Annotated in this window: 19 protein-coding genes; 9 read left to right on the top strand and 10 right to left on the bottom strand. The window is 69.4% G+C overall.

What is annotated here, in order from left to right:
• Window positions 1-104: 104 nt before the first annotated feature.
• The 3 genes from QMK34_RS14230 to QMK34_RS14240 are packed head-to-tail and all read left to right on the top strand — an operon-like array spanning window position 105 to window position 3705.
• Window positions 105-1304, top strand: a complete 1200-nt coding sequence (locus QMK34_RS14230; RefSeq protein WP_326414389.1) for an AMP-binding protein — start codon at window positions 105-107, stop codon at window positions 1302-1304.
• On the top strand, window positions 1301-2512 hold the full coding sequence (locus tag QMK34_RS14235; protein WP_326414391.1) for an alpha/beta hydrolase: 1212 nt from the start codon (window positions 1301-1303) through the stop codon (window positions 2510-2512). Before QMK34_RS14230 ends, QMK34_RS14235 begins: the two co-directional genes overlap by 4 nt.
• Window positions 2509-3705, top strand: coding sequence for an MFS transporter (locus tag QMK34_RS14240; protein ID WP_326414392.1), 1197 nt, complete (start codon window positions 2509-2511; stop codon window positions 3703-3705). The genes QMK34_RS14235 and QMK34_RS14240 overlap by 4 nt, the downstream gene beginning before the upstream one ends.
• A 15-nt stretch (window positions 3706-3720) precedes the next feature.
• Here the strand turns inward: QMK34_RS14240 and QMK34_RS14245 are convergent, their stop codons facing one another.
• From QMK34_RS14245 to QMK34_RS14290, 10 genes are all read right to left on the bottom strand, one after another.
• Entirely contained in the window at window positions 3721-4668 is a 948-nt protein-coding gene (locus QMK34_RS14245) for a hypothetical protein (RefSeq protein ID WP_326414393.1), read from the bottom strand.
• A 263-nt stretch (window positions 4669-4931) separates the two neighbouring features.
• A complete protein-coding gene (locus QMK34_RS14250; RefSeq protein WP_326414394.1) occupies window positions 4932-5321 on the bottom strand; it encodes a hypothetical protein in 390 nt (129 codons plus the stop codon).
• Between the two features lie 230 nt (window positions 5322-5551).
• Window positions 5552-5845: a hypothetical protein gene (locus QMK34_RS14255; RefSeq protein ID WP_326414396.1), complete on the bottom strand. Its 294-nt coding sequence runs from the start codon at window positions 5843-5845 to the stop codon at window positions 5552-5554.
• Between the two features lie 62 nt (window positions 5846-5907).
• Window positions 5908-6786, bottom strand: coding sequence for an endonuclease/exonuclease/phosphatase family protein (locus tag QMK34_RS14260; protein ID WP_326414397.1), 879 nt, complete (start codon window positions 6784-6786; stop codon window positions 5908-5910).
• A gap of 79 nt (window positions 6787-6865) precedes the next feature.
• Window positions 6866-7204, bottom strand: coding sequence for an ATP-binding cassette domain-containing protein (locus tag QMK34_RS14265; protein ID WP_326414398.1), 339 nt, complete (start codon window positions 7202-7204; stop codon window positions 6866-6868).
• Window positions 7205-7403: 199 nt separating this feature from the next.
• Complete coding sequence (gene hsaB / locus QMK34_RS14270; RefSeq protein WP_326414399.1) at window positions 7404-7940, bottom strand: 3-hydroxy-9,10-secoandrosta-1,3,5(10)-triene-9,17-dione monooxygenase reductase subunit; 537 nt, start codon at window positions 7938-7940, stop codon at window positions 7404-7406.
• On the bottom strand, window positions 7937-8839 hold the full coding sequence (gene hsaC, locus QMK34_RS14275; RefSeq protein ID WP_326414400.1) for an iron-dependent extradiol dioxygenase HsaC: 903 nt from the start codon (window positions 8837-8839) through the stop codon (window positions 7937-7939). The genes hsaB and hsaC overlap by 4 nt, the downstream gene beginning before the upstream one ends.
• Entirely contained in the window at window positions 8839-9684 is an 846-nt protein-coding gene (gene hsaD / locus QMK34_RS14280; RefSeq protein ID WP_326414401.1) for a 4,5:9,10-diseco-3-hydroxy-5,9,17-trioxoandrosta-1(10),2-diene-4-oate hydrolase, read from the bottom strand. The genes hsaC and hsaD overlap by 1 nt, the downstream gene beginning before the upstream one ends.
• The gene (hsaA, locus tag QMK34_RS14285) at window positions 9684-10850 is read right to left on the bottom strand and encodes a 3-hydroxy-9,10-secoandrosta-1,3,5(10)-triene-9,17-dione monooxygenase oxygenase subunit (RefSeq protein ID WP_326414402.1); all 1167 of its coding nucleotides are present in this window, start codon (window positions 10848-10850) and stop codon (window positions 9684-9686) included. The genes hsaD and hsaA overlap by 1 nt, the downstream gene beginning before the upstream one ends.
• Before the next feature lie 36 nt (window positions 10851-10886).
• Window positions 10887-12485, bottom strand: a complete 1599-nt coding sequence (locus tag QMK34_RS14290) for an FAD-binding protein (RefSeq protein WP_326414403.1) — start codon at window positions 12483-12485, stop codon at window positions 10887-10889.
• 239 nt (window positions 12486-12724) lie between these two features.
• Here QMK34_RS14290 and kstD point away from each other — a divergent pair, with 239 nt between their 5' ends.
• The 6 genes from kstD (at window position 12725) to QMK34_RS14320 (ending at window position 19436) form a co-directional block, all read left to right on the top strand.
• The gene (gene kstD, locus QMK34_RS14295) at window positions 12725-14425 is read left to right on the top strand and encodes a 3-oxosteroid 1-dehydrogenase (protein WP_326414434.1); all 1701 of its coding nucleotides are present in this window, start codon (window positions 12725-12727) and stop codon (window positions 14423-14425) included.
• Complete coding sequence (locus tag QMK34_RS14300; protein WP_326414404.1) at window positions 14422-15567, top strand: Rieske 2Fe-2S domain-containing protein; 1146 nt, start codon at window positions 14422-14424, stop codon at window positions 15565-15567. Before kstD ends, QMK34_RS14300 begins: the two co-directional genes overlap by 4 nt.
• A complete protein-coding gene (locus tag QMK34_RS14305) occupies window positions 15564-15827 on the top strand; it encodes a hypothetical protein (protein WP_326414405.1) in 264 nt (87 codons plus the stop codon). Before QMK34_RS14300 ends, QMK34_RS14305 begins: the two co-directional genes overlap by 4 nt.
• A complete protein-coding gene (locus QMK34_RS14310; protein ID WP_326414407.1) occupies window positions 15820-16836 on the top strand; it encodes a ferredoxin--NADP reductase in 1017 nt (338 codons plus the stop codon). Before QMK34_RS14305 ends, QMK34_RS14310 begins: the two co-directional genes overlap by 8 nt.
• 8 nt (window positions 16837-16844) lie before the next feature.
• The gene (locus QMK34_RS14315) at window positions 16845-17708 is read left to right on the top strand and encodes a MaoC/PaaZ C-terminal domain-containing protein (protein WP_326414408.1); all 864 of its coding nucleotides are present in this window, start codon (window positions 16845-16847) and stop codon (window positions 17706-17708) included.
• A gap of 219 nt (window positions 17709-17927) precedes the next feature.
• Window positions 17928-19436 (top strand): DUF1996 domain-containing protein, encoded by a 1509-nt coding sequence (locus QMK34_RS14320; protein ID WP_326414409.1) that lies wholly within the window; start codon window positions 17928-17930, stop codon window positions 19434-19436.
• The last annotated feature ends 50 nt before the right edge of the window (window positions 19437-19486 follow it).

Consider the following 19486-nt stretch of genomic DNA (forward strand, 5'->3'; position numbering starts at 1 on the left):
GGGCGTGCGGCCCGGGTCGCTGGTGACGATCGCGCTGCCGAACGGGGGTCGAGTTCCTGCTGGCGACGGTCGCGAGCTGGAAGCTGGGCGCGGTCCCGCAGCCGGTGTCGTACCGGCTGCCCGCCGCCGAACTGGCCGCGGTGCTGGACCTCGCGGATCCCGCGCTGGTGGTCGGCCTTGACGTGCCCGGCCGCCGCTCGGTCCCGGCGGGCTTCACCGCTGCCCCGGACCACACGGACCTGCCCCGGGTTCCGCTCGCCGCCTGGAAGGCGCCCACCTCCGGCGGCAGCACCGGGCGTCCCAAGGTCATCGTGTCCGGCCAGCCCGCGGCAGCCGAGGTCCTCGCCGGGTTCGCGGCGCGGTTCCGCATGCCCGCCGACGGCGTGCATCTCGTCGCCGGGCCGCTCTACCACAACGCGCCGTTCATGATGTCGACCGCGGCGCTGCTCACCGGCAGCCACGTGGTCGTGCTGCCCCGGTTCGACGCCGGCGCGCTGCTCGACGCCGTCGGGACGCACCGGGTCGACTGGACGTTCCTGGTGCCGACGATGCTGCACCGGCTGTGGCGGCTGCCCGAAACCGAGCGGGCGGCCGCCGACCTGTCCAGCCTGCGCGTCCTGCTGCACGGCGCGGCTCCGTGCCCGGCCTGGCTGAAACACGCGTGGATCGACTGGATCGGGCCGGAGCGGATGTTCGAGCTGTACGCCAGCACCGAGGCGCAGGCGGGCTGCCTGATCACCGGCACCGAATGGCTCGCCCATCCCGGCAGCGTCGGGCGGGTGGCACTGGGTGAGATCCGGATCCTCGACGAAGCCCACCGCGAGGTCCCCGCCGGGCAGACCGGTGAGATCTGGATGCGTCCGGCCCCGGGTGACCCGGCGACCTACAGCTACCTCGGCGACACCGCGGCCACCCTGCCCGGCGGCTGGGAGTCACCCGGCGACCTCGGCCGGTTCGACGCCGAGGGCTACCTCTACCTCGCCGACCGCAAGCCGGACATGATCCTCGTCGGCGGCGCGAACGTCTTCCCCGCCGAGGTGGAAGCGGCGCTGGACGAGCACCCGTCGGTACTGTCGAGCTGTGTGATCGGCCTGCCGGACGACGAGTACGGCAACGTCGTGCACGCCGTGGTGCAGACCGAAGGACCACTGGACGAGGCCGGGTTGCTGGCCCACCTCAAGGAGAAACTGGTGCCTTACAAGCTGCCGCGCAGCTTCGAACGGGTTGCACAGCCGTTGCGCGACGACGCTGGCAAAGTGCGCCGGGCGAGCGTCAGGGCCGAACGGCTGGCGGCCCGTCGATGATCGGCGCGCGACCCGGCACCGGCCCGGCCGTCGTCTCGCGGCAGGTGCTGGGGCCTCGGCTCGTCGAGTACACTTTGGACTCCCCCGTACTCGGCGAGACCACCAGCCTGCGGATCCTGTTCCCCACTGGCTACGGAGCCGAACCGGACGTCCGTTTCCCAGTGCTGTACCTGCTGCACGGCGGGGACGACGACTACCGATCCTGGACGGACAAGGGCGAGGCGGCCGAAACGACCGAGCCGCTGCCAATGATCGTGGTGATGCCGGACGCGCGCAACGGGTTCTACTCGAACTGGGAGAAGGCGGGCCGCCACGGCCGGACCCCCTGGGAGAGCTTCCACCTCGGCGAGCTGCTCCCGTGGGTCGACCGGACCTTCCGGACGCTGGCACAGCGGGAGAGTCGTGCCGCCGCTGGACTGTCCATGGGCGGCTTCGGCGCTTTCTCCTACGCGGCAAGACATCCGGACCTGTTCGTCGCGGCGGCGAGTTTCTCCGGGGTGCTCGACACGAACCGGCACCCGTGGATCACCGAGATCGCCGGACGGCGCGACGGCGGCGGTTTCGGCGCGATCTGGGGTGACCGGCTCACCCGCTCCATACGCTGGCGCGCGCACAATCCCTGGGACCTGGCAGAGAATCTGCGCGGCTCGGTACTGTTCGTCCGGACCGGCAACGGGGTGCCCGGCGAGTTCGACCACGGGCTGGCGCCCGACCCCGTCGAGGCGATCGTGTTCCACCAGTCGACGCGCCTGCACAAGCGGCTCACGGCACTGGGCATCGACCACGACTGGCACCACGGCCGGGGAACGCACGACTGGCCGTACTGGATCCGCGACCTGCGCGAGACGGCGCCCCTGCTGGCCGGGGTGTTCGCCGACCCGCCCCCGGCACCGTCGCCGTTCACCTTCACCTCCGCGGAACCCGAGTTCGAGGCCTGGGGCTGGCGAGTGAGCTTTTCCCGCCAGCACAAGGAGTTCACCATTCTGTCCGATGTGGACGAACATGGCTTCGGACTTGCCCGGAGCGGCGCGCCGACCGTCCGCACCGCCCCCCGGTACGAGCCGGGCGAGGAGTACAAGGTGCGCGTCGACGATCCGTCCGGCAGCCGCTCGGCCACCTCCCGTGCCGATCGGGGCGGCCACCTGACGTTCCCGCTGAAACTCGGCCCTGGCGGCACGGCCAGGGTCGAGATCGGCGCGACCCGATGACCGCCACGCTCGACGAGCCGACCGTCCCGGTCACCGGGCGGTGGATCGCCGCGCTGTCGGCCGCGGTACTGGGCATGTCGCTGGCGGTGCTGCCGACGATCCAGGTGCTGCTTCCGTTGCAGGTCGAGGAGATCGACCCGGCGGGCAAGGTGACGAGTCTCGCCTGGATCACCCTGCTGGCGGCGGTGGTGTCGATGGCGGTGTGCCCGATCGCGGGCGCGCTGTCGGACCGCACCACCTCCCGGTTCGGCAGACGGCGGCCGTGGGTGCTCGGCAGCGGGGTCGTCTGCGCCGTGGCGCTGGTCGCGCAGAGCGGCCAGCACAGCCTCGCCGGTGTCGCGGTGACCTGGATGATCGTGCAGGCGGGCACGAACTCGCTGTACGCCGCGCTGACCGCGTCCGTGCCCGACCTCGTGCCGGTGCCGCAGCGGGGCACGGTCTCGGCGTTCGTCGGGTTGCCGACGCCGCTGGCGCTGATCCTCGGCAGCTTCCTGCTGAGTTCACTGGTGACCGGCCGGTTCGCCGGGTACTGCCTGCTGGCCGGGCTGCTGCTCGCGCTGATCGTCCCGTTCGTGCTGAACGCGGCGGACAGCCCGCGGCGCACGCCGCCCGCACGGACACCGCTGCGGTTCACCCACGACCTCGGCTGGGCGTTCGGGAGCAGGCTGGGCATCCAGCTCGCCAACGCGCTCGGCACGTTGTACCTGCTCTATTACCTGCGCGACATCGTCCACCATCCCGATCCGGCGAAGGCGGTCTTCCTGCTCATCGCCGTGTACACCGCCGGAATCGTGCTGACCAGCGTGGTCGCCGGGCGGTGGTCCGACCGGTCCGGACGGCGTAAGCCTTTCGTGGTCGCCTCGGCGGCGGTGGTCGCCGCCGCGATGGTCGTGCTGTCCGTGGCGCACACGTTCTCGTGGGCGCTCGTCGCGGCCGGGCTGATGGGCGTGGGCTACGGCGTCTACCTGGCCGTCGACAACGCGCTGATCACCCAGGTGCTGCCTGCCGCCGGCAGCAGGGCCAGGGATCTGGGCGTGATCAATCTGGCCAACACCGCGCCGCAGGCGCTGGCCGCCGCGATCGCCGGGCTGGTGATCAGCGAGCTCGGCGGCTACTCGCCGCTGTACCTGCTCGCGGCGGCCTGCGCCCTCGGTGGCGCCGTCGCGATCGGCCCGGTCCGGGCGGTGCGCTGAACCGCGTCAATCGCCTCAGTCGCCGAAGTACCAGCGGATCCCGAAATGGCCGGGACCGCAGTCGCGGCCGACCACCAGCACGGTGTTGGACATCCCGAGCTTGAGGCCATGGACGGTCTCGGCGATCCCGTCGCCGGGCGGTGCGATGAACTGCTGGCAGCGCTGGGGAACCGCCGCCGGGTCGAAGCAGACCTCGAGCAGGTACTCCCGCACGGACCGGCGGAACCGCCGGAAATAGGCTTCACTGACCGCGGAACGCGGGAACTCCCGGCGCGGGTTCTGGACTTCGAACTCGATCAGCACGGTTTCGCCCTTGCGCAGCGGACGCTCGAACAGCAGCTCGGCGGCGAACAGGCTGGTGACCGTGCTCGTGACCACCTTGCCGAGGCGGCAGTTGCGCAACCCGGTCACGATCGGCTGATCACCGGCTTCGCCACCGTCCCAGTCGCACACCAGCAGGGCCCGGTCGGGGCCGCCGCATTCGGCGCGCATCACCTGGGTGCACCGGACGGCGCGTTCCCGGCCGTCCGGGCCGACCAGCACCCGATCGTGCAAGGTGAGGCGGCGCAACGCGGTGTCCGGCACAGTGGGAACGTCACCGAGCAGCCCGGCGACGTCGGACCGCGACGGCCACAGGTCGGCGAGACCGGGCATCCCGTCGCCGCGGCGGCCACGGGGTGTCGGCGGGCCGAGCAGGTCGCGCAGCGAATGACGAGGTACCTCGAGCACCTCTTCGAGATGTCCGAGCGCCCGCAACGAGGTCGGCCGCTCGGGACGGCGCTGCCCGGACTGCCAGTAGCTCAAGGTCGCCAGGCTGATCTGGACGCCCTGTCTGCTCAGGCGATGCTGAATCCGGTCAAGACTGAGCCCCCTGGCCACGATGGCGGCCCGCAACGCGACGTCGAACGGACCGTGTTCGAGCAGCCGGTCCAGGTCGTCACGCTCTTCGAAAGCAGCAGCCATCCCGCCTCCTCACGTTCGAGATCCGGCGTGACACCAAAGTGTGTCGTGAGATGCGTACTGGTCAGTAGGGTACGGAATCCGTGACCGGCTGGCTACCTACTTACGACCCAGAATTCCGCCTGACGGCTTAGCCCATTACGCCATTCAGCGCAGCCTGGCCTAGCCCGATCGGCGATGATCGGCCAAATTCTCACGCTACGCACAGGTTCGCAGCCCCATCGTGAATATGTCACCACCAACGGGTTAATGTCTCGCCCTGGCGTTCAAGATCCCCCTGGTGGAGGAGTGTCAACGAGCCGATACGACACGGCGTCACCCACCTCCGGGGTGGTCGCCCACGTTCCGGAGTCGGCAGTCCAGGTCCGGCCGCCGAAAACCACCTGGCCGACCCCGAAGCCGACGGCATGCGCGACCAGCCAGCCGGCGAACGCCCAGCCCCGAGCCTCCGGCTGCGGCCGGCTGACGGTGACGGTCCCCAACTCCGCCTTCGCGGCGGCCACCAGGTCCGCACCCCGGGTGAGGGTGCCGAGACTCCGGCAGGTCAGCGACGCGGGAAACTGACCGGTCAGCGCGGCGGCCAGCGCCCTGGCCTCGGGCTCCCACTGCGCGTAGGCGTCCGGCGCCCCGGATCGCTGAACGCGCTGAGCCGCCACTTTTGCAAGGTTGAGTCGAGGGAAGGCCCCCTTCAGTCGCCACCCCAGGCTTGCCGTGTGCCCTGATGGGAGCCTTCACGGCGTTTAACGCTGTCATGGTGGCCTTCAGGGGCACGCATGAAACGGTCGTGGCGGTATGAAACGGGCAAATGGGCAGACTTTCTGTCCTTTGTGGAGGGTAGGCGGCTTCGAAGGACAGGCGCCCGAGGCTTCGAGCGGCGGCTGCTGCGTCAGTTCTCAGACGCGTTCGGAGGTTGGCTACAGCTCCAGTTCATGGTCGTGCGCGAGTACGGGGTGTGCGTCGCAGACTCGCCGTGGATGACGTTGTCCTCCGTGAGTTCGACGGCGTTCAGGCGGTTGTTCCCGCCAGCCACGATCTGCTGGGCCGGGCCACCGTCCGCAGGCAGGAAAACGAGGGAACCGTCACTGGTCGCGGTGCCGACGATCGCCCCTGCGGCGTTCATCGCGGAGATGGACCGCAACTCCGGCCAGGTGCGTGCGACAGTGCCGTCGAGATTCCACACGACGGCCGACTCGGCGCCGTAACCGCCGATCCGGCCACCACTGGCACCACCGTCAGCGCAAGTTATCCCGAGGCGAGATCCACCTGGACGGCCCGGTGATCACTGCCGGTCGACGGCAGCACCGAGTCCCCGGCACTCGTGAAACCCCGGCTCAGCACATGATCGGGCCTGGTCAGCGGGAAACCGGCGGGCCAGGTGAAGCCGAAGCCGGTTCGTGCCTCGGTCAGTGTCGTCGTCAGTGAGTCGAACCGGCGGTCGGTGGACGCGGTGTTGAAGTCGCCGAGCACCAGTGCCCTGGACGCCGGGTCGGCGTCGACGAGGGCCGCGAGCTCGGACAGCGCCCGGTCGCGGCCGTCGCTCTCGCCGATCCGGATCGACGCGAGGTGGACGACGTACACACTGACCGGCCCGTCCGGCGTCGACACCGTGGCCCGCAACGCCCGTGGCCAGCCCTGGGCGAGGTCGAGCCTGCGGACGTCGGCGACCGGGTAGCGGCTCCACAGCCCGACCGTGCCGACGATCGCCGTGTACGGATGTTCCCGATCCAGTGCGGGAGTACCGCCGGTGCGTTCCTGGACCGCGATCAGGTCCGCGCCCGACTTCGCCAGCGCGGACGTCGCGCTCATCGACCCGCCGAGGTTCTGCGTGACGACCCTGAGCCCGGCGCGGCCGCCGTCACCGCCGCTCACGAGCGTCGGCACGAACAGCACCGCCCAGGCGAGTACGGGCACCAGCACGGCCAGCGCACCCAGCTTCGTCCGCAGGACCGCCGCGAGTAGCAGCAGCGGGACGACGACCAGCCCGAGCCACGGCAGGAAGCTGTCCAGCGCCGTGCCGAACCCGCCGACGTCCGGGATGAGGCGGTGGCCGAGGAGCACCACGGCCAGCAGTACCGACAGGACGGCGAGCACCACGTCGCGAGTACGCCATCGAGTGAGCATGGCGCCCATCGTGGACGTCGTCGCTGAGAGATTTATAAGGACTGGCATGGGATGTGTCGAGCGTAACGGCGAAGCAACCTCAACGAGCGCGCTGCACGCGGGCCTCGGTCCACACGGGTTCGCCGGACTCCGTCACCCGCCCCGGGGCGGCGGTGAGCAGCAGGTCGCGGACCACCTGGTCGTCACGGACCGAGCCGATGAACTGGGGCATGAAGGCGTAGCCGCCCTGCACGCTCACGCTGCCGTCGACCGGTTTGATCTCACGGTTCAGCAGCCGGAGCAGCGTGGTCTTGCCCGCACCGTTGTCGCCGACCAGCGCGACAACCTGCCCCGCGGCCACCCGGAAGGACACGTCCTCGAACAGCTGCCTGCCATCGGCGAGCCGATAGGACAACCCCGTCGCTTCCAAGTAGCCCATCCGCGCAGTCTGACCGGTCACCCCCACCCGGCGCGACCGGTTTTCCGTGCGCCAACTGCCGCCACTCGTGATTGAACGGCGCACACGCGTGATTGGGCTGCGCACACGATGATGCCCCGCCAATCACGTGTGGCGGCAGTTCAATCACGGGTGTGGACCTTCTGATCACGTGTGGCGGCAGTCTGATCACGCCGGGGCGTCAGAGCCAGTCGTCGGGGCGGGGCCAGGACAGCAACGCCGCCAGGGAATCCGGGGCGGGCTCGGTGACGGTGTACCGTCCACAGTGGAATAGGAGGGGTCGGGCGTCGGAGGGTGGGCCCAGCGCGGTGACGCGGCCGATCACCACGTGATGGTCACCCGCGTCGTGGACGGCTTCCAGGTCGCAGTCGATCCAGGTCAGCGCGCCCTCGATCAGGGGGGCGCCGGACGGCGAAGGTGTCCAAGGGACCTGGGCGAACTTGTCGGCACCTCTCGCGCCGAAGACCGCGCTGATCTCCTGCTGGTCACCGGCCAGGACGTTGACGGCGAAATGTCCGGCGGCGGCCAGGATCGGCCAGGTCCGGGATTTCTTGGCCGGGCAGAACAGGACCAGCGGCGGGTCCAGGGACACCGCTGAGAACGACTGGCAGGCGAACCCGGCGGGCGCGGTGCCGTCGTGTCCGGTGACGACGGCGACACCGGTGCAGAAGTGGCCGAGCACCGACCGGAATTCGAGCTCCGACACCATCGCGGTCATGGCCGGGCGCCGACTGAGAAGTCGTGCCCCCACAAGGAAACCGCGGTACTTTCGCGGGCGATCCACGCCTCGTCGTCGACCTGACGGCCCTCGCAGCCGAACTCGACGTCGAAGCCGCCGGGCGTCTTCATGTAGAACGAAAGCATGAGGTCGTTGACGTGCCTGCCGAGCGTCGCCGACATCGGCACCTCGCGCCGGATCGCGCGATCGAGGCAGAGGCCGACGTCGTCGGTGTTCTCCACCTCGACCATCAGGTGCACGATCCCGCTCGGCGTCGGCATCGGCAGGAACGCCAGGCTGTGGTGACGCGGGTTGCAGCCGAAGAACCGCAGCCACGCCGGTGGCCCATCGGCGGGACGGCCGACGAACTGCGGCGGCAGGCGCATCGAGTCACGCAGCCGGAACCCGAGGACGTTGCGGTAGAACGTCAGCGACGCCTCGTCGTCCTTAGTGGACAAAACGACGTGGCCGAGTCCCTGTTCGCCGGTGACGAACCGGTGGCCGTACGGGCTCACCACGCGCCGATGCTGCAGGGCGACGCCGTGGAAGACCTCTTGCGTGTTTCCGGACGGGTCGTCGAACGACACCAGCCCGTCGACCTTGCGATCGGCCAGCTGCTCGGGCGTGCCTTCCTTGTACGGCAAGGAATGCGCGTCCAGACTCGCCCTGATCTCGTCGAGATCGCGGGCGTGCGCGACCTCCCAGCCGGTCTGCACCAGGCGATCCGCCGAACCGGGGACGATCACCAGCCGCGCCGGGAAATCGTCCATCCGCAGGTAGAGCGCGTCCGGATTCGTACCGGAGCCCTCGACCATGCCGAGCACCTTGAGCCCGTACTCGCGCCACGCGGCCAGGTCGGTGGCCTCGACGCGCAGATAACCCAGCGACCGGATACCCATCAGGACGCTCCGAGGAAGTCGAGGGCCAGCCGGTTGAACTCGTCGAACTTCTCCAGCTGCGCCCAGTGCCCGCAGCCGCCGAACACGTGCAGCTGCGCACGCGGGATCGTCTTGAGCGCGAGCAGCGCGCCGTCGAGCGGGTTGACCCGATCCTCACGGCCCCAGATCAGCAGCACGCGCTGGCGCAGCCGATGGGCCTCGCGCCAGAGCATGCCCTGCTCGTAGGTGTCCGGTCGCGCGAACGACATGCCCATCGCGCGCATCGCGGCCAGCGATTCGGGCGAGCTCGCGGCGGCGAACCGGTCGTCGATGAGCTCGTCGGTGATCAGCGACTGGTCGTACACCATTACCCGCAGGAACGCCTCGAGCTTCTCCCGCGTCGGCCCCGGTGGAGCGCCGAACCGGCCCAGGTTCTTGATGCCCTCGGTCGGGTCGGGCGAGAAAACGTTGACGCTCAAGCCGCCCGGCCCCATCAGCACCAGCCGCCCGGCCCGCTGGGGATGGTCCAAGGCGAGTCGAACGGCCGCGCCGCCGCCGAGCGAGTTGCCGACGAAGTGCGCGCGCTCGATGCCGAGCGCGTCCATCAGCCCGATGACGGCGTCCGCGCTGTAAGAGAAATACTGCGGATGCTCGGTGAGTTTGTCCGACCGCCCGAACCCCGGCTGGTCGACGGCCAGGGTGCGGTAGGACTTCGCGAACACCGCCACGTTACGGCCGAAGTTGCTCCACGCCGACGCGCCGGGCCCGCCGCCGTGCAGCAGGATCAGCGTTTCGTCGTGCTCGGCGCCGGCCTCGTGGTAGTGCAGGCGCAGGTCGCCAGCCTGGACGTACTTGCCTTCGGCCATCACACCATCGCATTCTCGACGGGCAGCCCGAAGGCGCCGGTGCCGAACATGACGTACGCGCGTTCGGCGTCGTTCGCCGCGTGCACCCGGCCCGAGTGCGCGTCGCGCCAGAACCGCTGGATCGGCGTCCCGACCCGCAACGCGCGGCCGCCGGAGTTCTCGAAGAGCCGGTCGATCGCGGCGATCGAGCGCTCGGTGCCGCGCACCTGGTCCCGCCGGACCCGCAGCCGGGTGGAGAACGGGAGCTTCTCCCCCTTGCAGGCCAGCTGGTAGAGCTCGTCGATGTTGTGTGTCAGCTGCAGCCAGGCCGCGTCGATCTCGCTGGCCGCTTCGGCGATCCGCACCTTGGCAAAGGGGTCCTCTTTGGACTGCTCGCCCGCGTACGCCGCGCGGACACGCTTGCGCTGATGCTCCAGGTGCGCGTCGTAGGCGCCCTGCGCCATGCCGATGATCGGCGCGGTGATCGTGCTCGGATGCACTGAGCCGTAAGGGAGTTTGTACAGCGGACCCGGATTGACGAGCTGCCCCGGCGTCCGGCACTTGGACGTCGCCATGAAGCTCAGCGCGCGGTGTTTCGGGATGAACACGTCGTTCACCACGATGTCGTTGGAGCCCGTGCCGCGCAGGCCGACGGTGTCCCAGACGTCCTCGATCGTGTAGTCCGCGATCGGAAGCAGGTACGTGCAGAAGTCGACGGGCTTGCCGTCGGCGAACGCCGGAGCGCCCAGCAGGACCCAGGTCGAATGGTCGCAGCCCGAGGAAAAGCTCCACTTTCCGGTCAGCCGGTAGCCGCCGTCGACGATCGTCGCCTTGCCCATCGGGGCGTACGAGGACGAGATGCGGACGTCGACGTCGTCGGCCCAGACGTCCTCCTGTGCCTGCGCCTCGAACAGCGCCAGGTGCCAGGGGTGCACGCCGAGGATCGACGCGACCCAGCCCGTCGACCCGCAGGCGCTCGCGATGTCCCGCACGGCGGTGTAGAACGTCACCGGGTCGGACTCGTAGCCGCCGTACGGCTTCGGCTGCAGGAGCTTGAAGAATCCTGTCTCCTGCAAGGACTTGATCGACGCCTCGGGGATGCGGCGGAGGTCCTCGGTCTCCTGCGCCCGTTCACGCAGCACCGGCAGCAGGTCGCGAACTCCGGCGATCACCTCATGGGTACTCATGCGCTGCCCTCTCTCACGATGAACGCTGAGGCAAGACTAGAACACGTTCTCGTTTTTGTCGAGAATGCCCCGCGCCAGCGCACTGTTCATCCCAGCCCTGCGGCCGGAAAACACGCAGTCGGCCAGGGACAGACCGCTGACATAGGACCTGGAACAGATTCCTGCCGCGGTCCGGCCCGCGGCGTACAGGCCGGGGATCGGCTGCCCGTCCGCGGCACGCACGGCGCCGGTCCGCTCGTCGACCACCAGGCCGCCGAGGGTGAGCATCGGGCACGGGAAGCCGAGATCGGGCCGGATGGAGACGTCGATGAGCGAGTACGGCGGCGTATCGAGCGGCCTGGCGAACTCGGCGGGCTTGCCCAGCGGGTCAGCGGTCCGGTACGCCTTGAGACTGCCCGCGAGACCGTCCGGATCGACACCGGCCCGGCGCGCCACGGCCTCCACCGAACTCGCGCTGACGCGGCCGCGTCGCAGCAGGTACAGCGCCTGAAGCCATTGGAACCATTGACTTTGCCCGCGTGCGTCGCGCCGGGCCTCCCGCACGATCGAGTCGTCGACGAGCAGCCAGCCGTTGCCCTGATGCCCGGTGATCATCCGCTCGCCGACGGCCGCGCCGTAGCGGGATTCGTCGATGATGCGCCGCCCGCCGGCGTCCACCAGGATCCCGCCGAGGAACGCGCTGGGCGGGGTGATGAACCGCCAGGCCGAGATCCGGCCCAGCTCGGCGGTCGCACCACCGGCCTCCACCCCGAGCAGGATGCCCGAGCCGTCGTCGGCCGAAGTCCCCAGCGCCAGCCCGCCCCGGTACGCGGGTGCGTGCTCACGCACCATCTCGCGGTTGGCGATGAAACCCCCGGCGGCCAGGATCACGCCGCGCCGCGCGGTGATCCGCAGCTCGCGGGCATGACGTCGTTCCAGTCGTTCGACGCGGCGGTGCAAGGCCTTGCGCAGCGCGGGCACGTAGATCCCGGGCTTCGCGGAGTACTTGGCCAGCAACCGATGCGCCAATCGCACCCGCGCGGGCGCGTCACGCAGCGAGGACACGACCACGCCCGTGACAGTCCCGTCTTCATCAGCCACGAGCTGCTGCGCCGACGTCTGCGGCAGCACCCGGACCCCTCGCCGCCGAACGCTCTCGGCCAGCCGCGCGAACAGGAGTTTCCCAGAAGTGCCTGGCCCCTTCACCCGATGTCCGCGGGGAGCGGGCTTCGCCGCATCGCGGAAACCGCCCGCCGCCTCACTGCCCGAGTAGTAGAGGTAGTGCTTGTCGCTCGGGTACGACGTCTTGTACGGGCACAGACTGCCTTCGAACGGGACGTCGTTGGCCTCCAGCCAGGTGATCATCTCGGTGCTCGACGCACAGAACCGCCGGAGCGTCTCCTCGGTCACCACGTCGCCGGTTTCCAGGCGCAGGTAGTCGTACATCGCGTCGGCGGTGTCCTCGACATCCGCCTCGCGCTGCTGGGCGGTCCCGCCACCGGCGTAGACCACCCCGCCACTGACCGCACTGGCCCCGCCACCGGCGAAACGGTCCAGCACCAGTACGTCGGCACCCGCGTCGGCGGCCTCGATCGCCGCACAAGCGCCCGCTGCCCCGAAGCCTACGATCACCACGTCCGCGACAAGCTCGTCCATTCCGCCACTCTAGAACTAGAACACGTTATCGTCTATGGTGGCCGAAGTGGCCACACGCTGGCCGTAAGCGCCCTGCAACACGTTCCAAACGAGGGGGCCGCGGAAGCCGGGCCGCGGCCACCCGAACAACCACGCACGCGCGCGCCCTTGGCCGAAGGCCTCGCTGTCCCGGCGGCAGGGCGCCCCCCGATACGGAGGTGACTTGACTCGTGGGCCCAAGCCCTGGCGACGAGATCGCGATTGCGCGCAAACCCGCGTCACCACAGTTCCAGGAGTTCGACGTCGTCGTGGCGGGGAGTGGGGCCGCCGGGATGACCGCCGCGCTGGCGGCCGCCCACCAGGGTCTCAGCGTTGTCGTGGTCGAGAAAGCGGCCCGGTTCGGCGGCTCCACCGCCCGTTCCGGCGGCGGGGTCTGGATCCCCGGCAACGAGGCGCTCGTCGCCGCCGGTATCGACGAACCACCCGAACGGGCGCGGGAGTACCTGCGGTCCATCGTCGGCGACGTCGTCCCCGCGATCCGCCGGGACACCTTCGTCGACCGGGGGCCCGAAGTCCTGGCCTTCGTCCGGCAGCACACGCCGCTGCGCTTCCGCTGGGTCCGCGACTACTCCGACTACCACCCCGAGGCGCCGGGCGGGCGGCCCGGCGGCCGATCGGTCGAGCCGGTGGCGCTGGACGGCCACGTGCTCGGCCCCGAACTCGCGAACCTCGAGCCGCCCTACAGCGCGCCTCCGCTCGGTGTGCCGATCACTCAGGCGGACTACCGCTGGCTCAGCCTGCTCGCCCGTCACCCGCGCGGGGTACTCCGCGTGTTCGGCCTCGGCGCGCGCTGGCTGGCGGGGCGGGTCACCGGCAAGCACCTGCTGTCCATGGGGCAAGCGCTTGCGGCCGGGCTGCGGGCCGGTTTGCAGCGCGCGGACGTGCCCGTCTGGCTCGACACCCCGCTCCGGGACCTGATCACCGAAGGTGACCGCGTGACCGGGGTCGTCGTTCACCGGAACGGCAAAGACGTCGAGCTGCGGGCCCGCCGGGGCGTGATCCTCGCCAGCGGCGGGTTCGAGCACAACGAGGAGATGCGGACCAAGTACCAGCGCTCCCCCATCGGCACCGCGTGGACCGTCGGCGCCGAGGCCAACACCGGCGACGGCATCACCGCCGGACTCAAGCTCGGCGCCGCGCTCGACCTGATGGACGACGCCTGGTGGGGCCCGACGATCCCGCTGACCGGCGGTCCGTGGTTCGCCCTCGCCGAGCGGTCGCGGCCGGGCTGCCTGATGGTCGACGCCCGGGGCGAGCGGTTCGTGAACGAGTCCGCGCCCTACGTCGAGGCCGTGCACGCGATGTACGGCGAAGGCGACGGCCCTGGCGAGCACATCCCGACCTGGCTGGTGTTCGACCAGCGCAACCGGAACCGGTACATGTTCACCGGGCTCGGCCCGCGCCAGCCGCTGCCGGGACGCTGGTTCAAGGCCGGGATCGCGGCCAAGGCGAGCACGCTGGCGGAGCTGGCGGCCCGCATCGAGGTGCCGACCGAGGCGCTGAGCAAGACCGTCGAACGCTTCAACGGCTTCGCCCGCACCGGCGTCGACGAGGACTTCGGGCGTGGGCAGAGCAAGTACGACCATTACTACGGCGACCCGCGCACCAAGCCGAACCCGAGCCTCGGGCCGCTCGACACCGCGCCGTTCTACGCGGTGAAGATCGTGCCCGGCGACCTCGGCACCAAGGGCGGCCTGCGGACCGACGAGCACGCGCGGGTCCTGCGCGAGGACGGTTCGGTCGTCGGCGGGCTGTACGCGGCGGGCAACACCAGCGCGGCGGTGATGGGCCGGACCTACGCCGGGCCCGGCGCGACGATCGGACCGGCGATGGTGTTCGGCTACCTTGCGGCCGAGCATCTCGCGCACCAAGATCAGACCGAGACTGGAGGCGGGCGATGAGCGAGACCATCCGGACGATCGACGTGGGCGAGCCGCCGTCGAGGTTCGCGCGCGGCTGGCACTGTTTCGGTCTCGCCGAGGGCTTCCGCGACGGGAAACCCCACGCCATCACCGCCTTCGGCACGAAACTGGTGGTGTTCGCCGACTCCGGTGGCAAGCTCAACGTGCTCGACGGTTACTGCCGCCACATGGGCGGCGACCTGACCCAGGGCAGTGTCAAGGGTGACGAGGTCGCCTGCCCGTTCCACGACTGGCGCTGGAACGGCACCGGGAAGTGCGTCGCGATCCCTTACGCCAAAAGGGTTCCGCTGCGAGCGCGGACCAGGTCGTGGCGCTGCCTGGAGGAGAACAAGCAGCTGTTCGTCTGGCACGACCCCGAGGGCAAACCGCCGCCGGAAGACATCGTCATCCCGCGGATCGAGGGCGTGTTCGACGGCGAGTGGAGCAACTGGACCTGGGACTCGGTGCTCATCGAGGGCGCGAACTGCCGCGAGATCATCGACAACGTGGTCGACATGGCGCACTTCTTCTACGTGCACTACGCCTTCCCGACCTACTTCAAGAACGTCTTCGAGGGCCACATCGCGACGCAGTACCTCAACACCAAGGGCCGCTCCGACGTCGGCATGCTGTCCAACTACGGCGGCGAGGAGAACCTGCTGCGTTCCGAGGCGTCGTACTTCGGGCCGTCGTACATGATCAACAGCCTGATCAACACCTACCACGGCCTCGAAGTCGAGAACATCCTGATCAACTGCCACTACCCGGTCAGCCCGACGTCGTTCGTGCTGCAGTGGGGCGTGCTGGTCAAGAAGCTGCCCGGGATCTCCGACGAGCACGCCGACAAGATCGCGGCGAAGTTCGCGAAGGGCGTCGAGTTCGGCTTCCTGCAGGACGTCGAGATCTGGCGGAACAAGAGCCGCGTCGACAACCCGCTGCTGTGCGAGGAGGACGGGCCGGTGTACCAGCTTCGCCGCTGGTACGACCAGTTCTACGTCGACGCCGCGGACATCACCGAGGACATGACCCGGCGTTTCGAGTTCGAGGTGGACACCACCCGCGCCAACGAGGTCTGGTCGGCCGAGGTCGCGGAAAACCTGGCCAGGCAGCAAAAAGAGCAGGCGGAGGAGGCCGGGGTGTGAAGCCCGAGGCCGTCGAGTTCCTCACCGCCGGGTTGCGGCCCGTCGACTGCCGGACGTGCGGCACCCGCGTGCTGGTCAAGAAGAACAGTCTCCAGCACACGAGCGTCCAATGGACCAGCGACGCGTCCCGCAGCTGCCCGGTGTTCGCCGAGCGGGTGGCCGCCGGGGCGCGGACGGCGTTGCTCGACTCCTGTGCGCGGCTGAGCGAGAGCATCGCCGCGGCGGTCGAGGACGGGCTGCTGGAGGTGGCGGATGGGTGAGGTCCACACGGTGACCGTCGCGGAGGTGATCGAGGAGACCGCCGACGCGTGTTCGGTCGTGTTCGAGATCCCGGCCGAGCTGGCGAAGGCGTTCGAGTACACGCCAGGTCAGTTCCTCACCCTGCGGATCCCCAGTGACCGCACGGGTTCGGTGGCCCGGTGCTACTCGCTGTCCAGCGCGCCGCACGAGAACCGCGTCCAGGTCACGGTGAAACGCACCGGCTTCGGTTCGAACTGGGTGTGCGACAGCCTGCACGCGGGCGCGCGGATCGAGGTGCTGCCACCGGCCGGGGTCTTCACGCCGCGCTCGCTCGACGGGGACTTCCTGCTCTTCGCGGGAGGCAGTGGCATCACCCCGGTGCTGTCGATCCTGAAGTCAGCGCTGGAGCACGGACGCGGCCGAACCGTGCTGGTGTACGCCAACCGCGACGAGCGGTCGGTGATCTTCGCCGACGAACTCACCGCGCTCGCCGTCCGTCATCCCGAGCGGCTGGTCGTCGTCCACTGGCTGGAAAGCATCCAGGGGCTGCCCGGCGTCGCGCAGCTCAGGGCGCTTGCCGCGCCCTACCAGGGACACGAGGCGTTCCTCTGCGGTCCGGGGCCGTTCATGGACGCCGTCCGGGAAGCACTGACCGCGCTGGGCGTACCGCGCCAACAGGTCCACGTGGAGAGGTTCGTGTCGCTCGACGGCAACCCGTTCGAGGACGCACCCGCCGTGGTGCCGACCGAAACCGGCTCGGGCAGCGTCATGGTGACGCTCGACGGCGAGACAGCCACGTTCGACTGGCCGAAGCAGACCAAACTGTTGGACCTGTTGCTGGACAAGGGACTCGACGCGCCGTACTCGTGCCGCGCGGGACAGTGCAGCGCGTGCGCTTGCCGGATCGTCGCCGGAGAGGTCAAGATGCTGCACAACGAGATCCTGGACCCCGAGGACATCGCCGAGGGCATCGTGCTGGCCTGCCAGTCGCTGCCGCTCACCGACGACGTCTCGGTCACCTACGAATAGGAGCGCGTGTGCCCATCGACCCCGCCGTCGCGATCGGTGCCGAACTCGGCGAAGTCGCCTTCGCCTGGACCCCGTCCGACGTACTCCTCTACCACCTCGCGCTGGGCGCCGGCGCGGATCCGACGAGCGAGCGGGAGCTGCGCTACACCTACGAGCAGGACCTGCGCGTGCTGCCGACGTTCGCCACGGTCGCGGCCAACCTGCGCGTGTTCGACCCACCGGCGGTTTCGTTCCCCGGCGTCGACATCGACCTGGCGAAGGTGTTGCACGGCAAGCAGGAGGTGATCGCGCACGGGCCGATCCCGGTGTCGGGCAAGGCTGTCGCGCATTCGCGGATCGTGGACGTGTTCGACAAGGGCAAGGCCGCGGTGATCGTCCAGGAGACCGAGGCGGTCGGCGAAGACGGGAGTCCACTGTGGACTTCGAGGTCGACCATCTTCGCCAGGGGCGAGGGTGGCTTCGGCGGCGAGCGTGGCCCGTCCGATCGGGTCGAGCCACCGTCCGGCGAACCCGACGCGGTCATCGACACACCGACACTCCCCCAGCAGGCCCTGCTGTACCGCCTGTGCGGCGACCGCAACCCGCTGCACGCCGACCCTGAGTTCGCTCGGCGCGCGGGCTTCGACACGCCGATCCTGCACGGCCTGTGCACCTACGGCGTCGTCGCCAAGGCCGTGACCGACGCCTTCCTCGACGGTGACCCCACCCGTGTCGGCTCGTTCGCCGCGAAGTTCGCGGGCGTCGTCTACCCCGGCGAGACGCTCCGCACGCGCGTCTGGCGCGAGGAGGACAGGCTCGTCGTCGCGACCACCATCCCCAGCCGCGACGACGCGCCCGTCCTCGCCGACGCCATCCTCACTCCCCGCCCCTGAGCCCTGGCGCGGTTCGCTGACTTGATAACGGAACGGTAACGGTGAGGTCGCGTTTTGAACCGGCTGCCGGGGACATCCGTACCAACCAATGTCGGAAACCTGTTCCCCGAAAACGGGTTTCCGATTCTTCCCGCATTCTTTTCCTCCCCCGTCAGCAGTTCTTGCCCGGACACCGCCTTCTTTGGTGTGCCCGGAGAATCGAACGAGGTGAGCTAGTCTATGGCCCCGAACAGACGCCGGTCCCCGGCTACGGGCAGGCACCGGATCACCCGCCGGACCAAGATCGCGACCGGTGCGATCGGCCTGGCGATCGCCGTCGGCGCACTGGCCGTGGTCACCACCACGGGCAGCACCGGCGACGCCAGCGCGGACCCCGCTGACCAGTCCTTCTTCCTCGACATCGCCAAGGTCCCTGCGGGCGTCAACGTCAACAAGGCCCTACTGGGAAAGGGCGCGAAAGGCACGTTCACCGTCAACTGCGGCAAGAACGAGAACGGCCACTTCAACCCCGACAACTTCATCGCGCAGCCCGGCATCCGCAACGGCGCGCAGCACCTGCACGACTACGTGGGCAACCTCTCGGCCAACGCCGACTCCAACAACAAGAGCCTGCTGAAGTCCGGCACCACCTGCAAAAACGGCGACAAGTCGGCGTACTTCTGGCCCGTGGTGCGGATCGACACCGGCGACGAAGAAAAGGCCGCCGCGAACTCCGCGGGCAAGGACCCGGTGGACGACCGCGCCGGCGCCGCCAAGGACGCCGTCGCCCCGCAGGTGGACTGCCCCGACGTCGCGAGCAAGCTCCCCGAAGTCCCCGACCAGGCCATGGACGAGGTGAACCAGAACCTCGACCAGATCGACACGCAGATCGACGAAGCGAACAAGCGGCTGGCCCAGGGCGACCTCAAGAACCAGGCCGACGTCCAGAACGCCGTCCTCGGGCCGCTGAAGGACAAGCTGAAGGCGATCGTCGACCGGATCGTCACCGCCATCGGCCGCAACGCCCCCCAGCCCGCCGACCTCGGCGACGTGGCGCGGTGCGCGGTGAAGAAGAACGGCAACGGCGGCCTCGACAACGGCGGCGCCAACAGCAACACGGACAAGGGCGCGACCGACGCACAGAAGAAGGAGAAGCAGCAGAACGGCAAGGCCCAGGAACTGCCGGGGGTGAACGACCAGAACGAACTGGCGGGCAACGACGGCGAGATCCAGCGCGTCCAGACCGCCAAGATCACCTTCCAGAGCGGCGGCGCGCGGAAGGTCGTCGCGATGCCCAAGTTCCTGCGCGTGCTCTACGGCGACGCGAAGGAGCAGGCGAACGGGCCCGCCAACGCCAGGGCGAGCTGGACCTGCACCGGCTTCGAGGACCGCCTCACCGACCACTACCCGATCTGCCCGAACGGCAGCAAGGTCGAGCGGATCCACGCCTTCCCGAACTGCTGGGACGGCAAGAACGTCGACAGTGCCAACCACCGCACGCACATCGTGTTCTCGGACCAGAACGGCACCTGCCCGCGCGGGTTCAAGAACGTGCCCCAGCTGAAGATCACCCTGGTCTACAACATCCCGCACGACATCCAGGTCAAGGGACAGTACAAAGTGGACGCCTTCCCCGAGGAGAGCCACAACCCGCGCTCGGATCACGACGACTTCGCCAACGTGATGAGCCAGTCCCAGATGACCAGGGTGGTGAGCTGCATCAACAACGGCAAACGATGCGCTGAGTAGAGGACCAACGCGCTGGAAGGCCACCTTGAGAGACTCTAACGCCCTCAAGG

It is taken from the genome of Amycolatopsis sp. H20-H5 (genome assembly GCF_035828755.1).
GTDB lineage: Bacteria > Actinomycetota > Actinomycetes > Mycobacteriales > Pseudonocardiaceae > Amycolatopsis.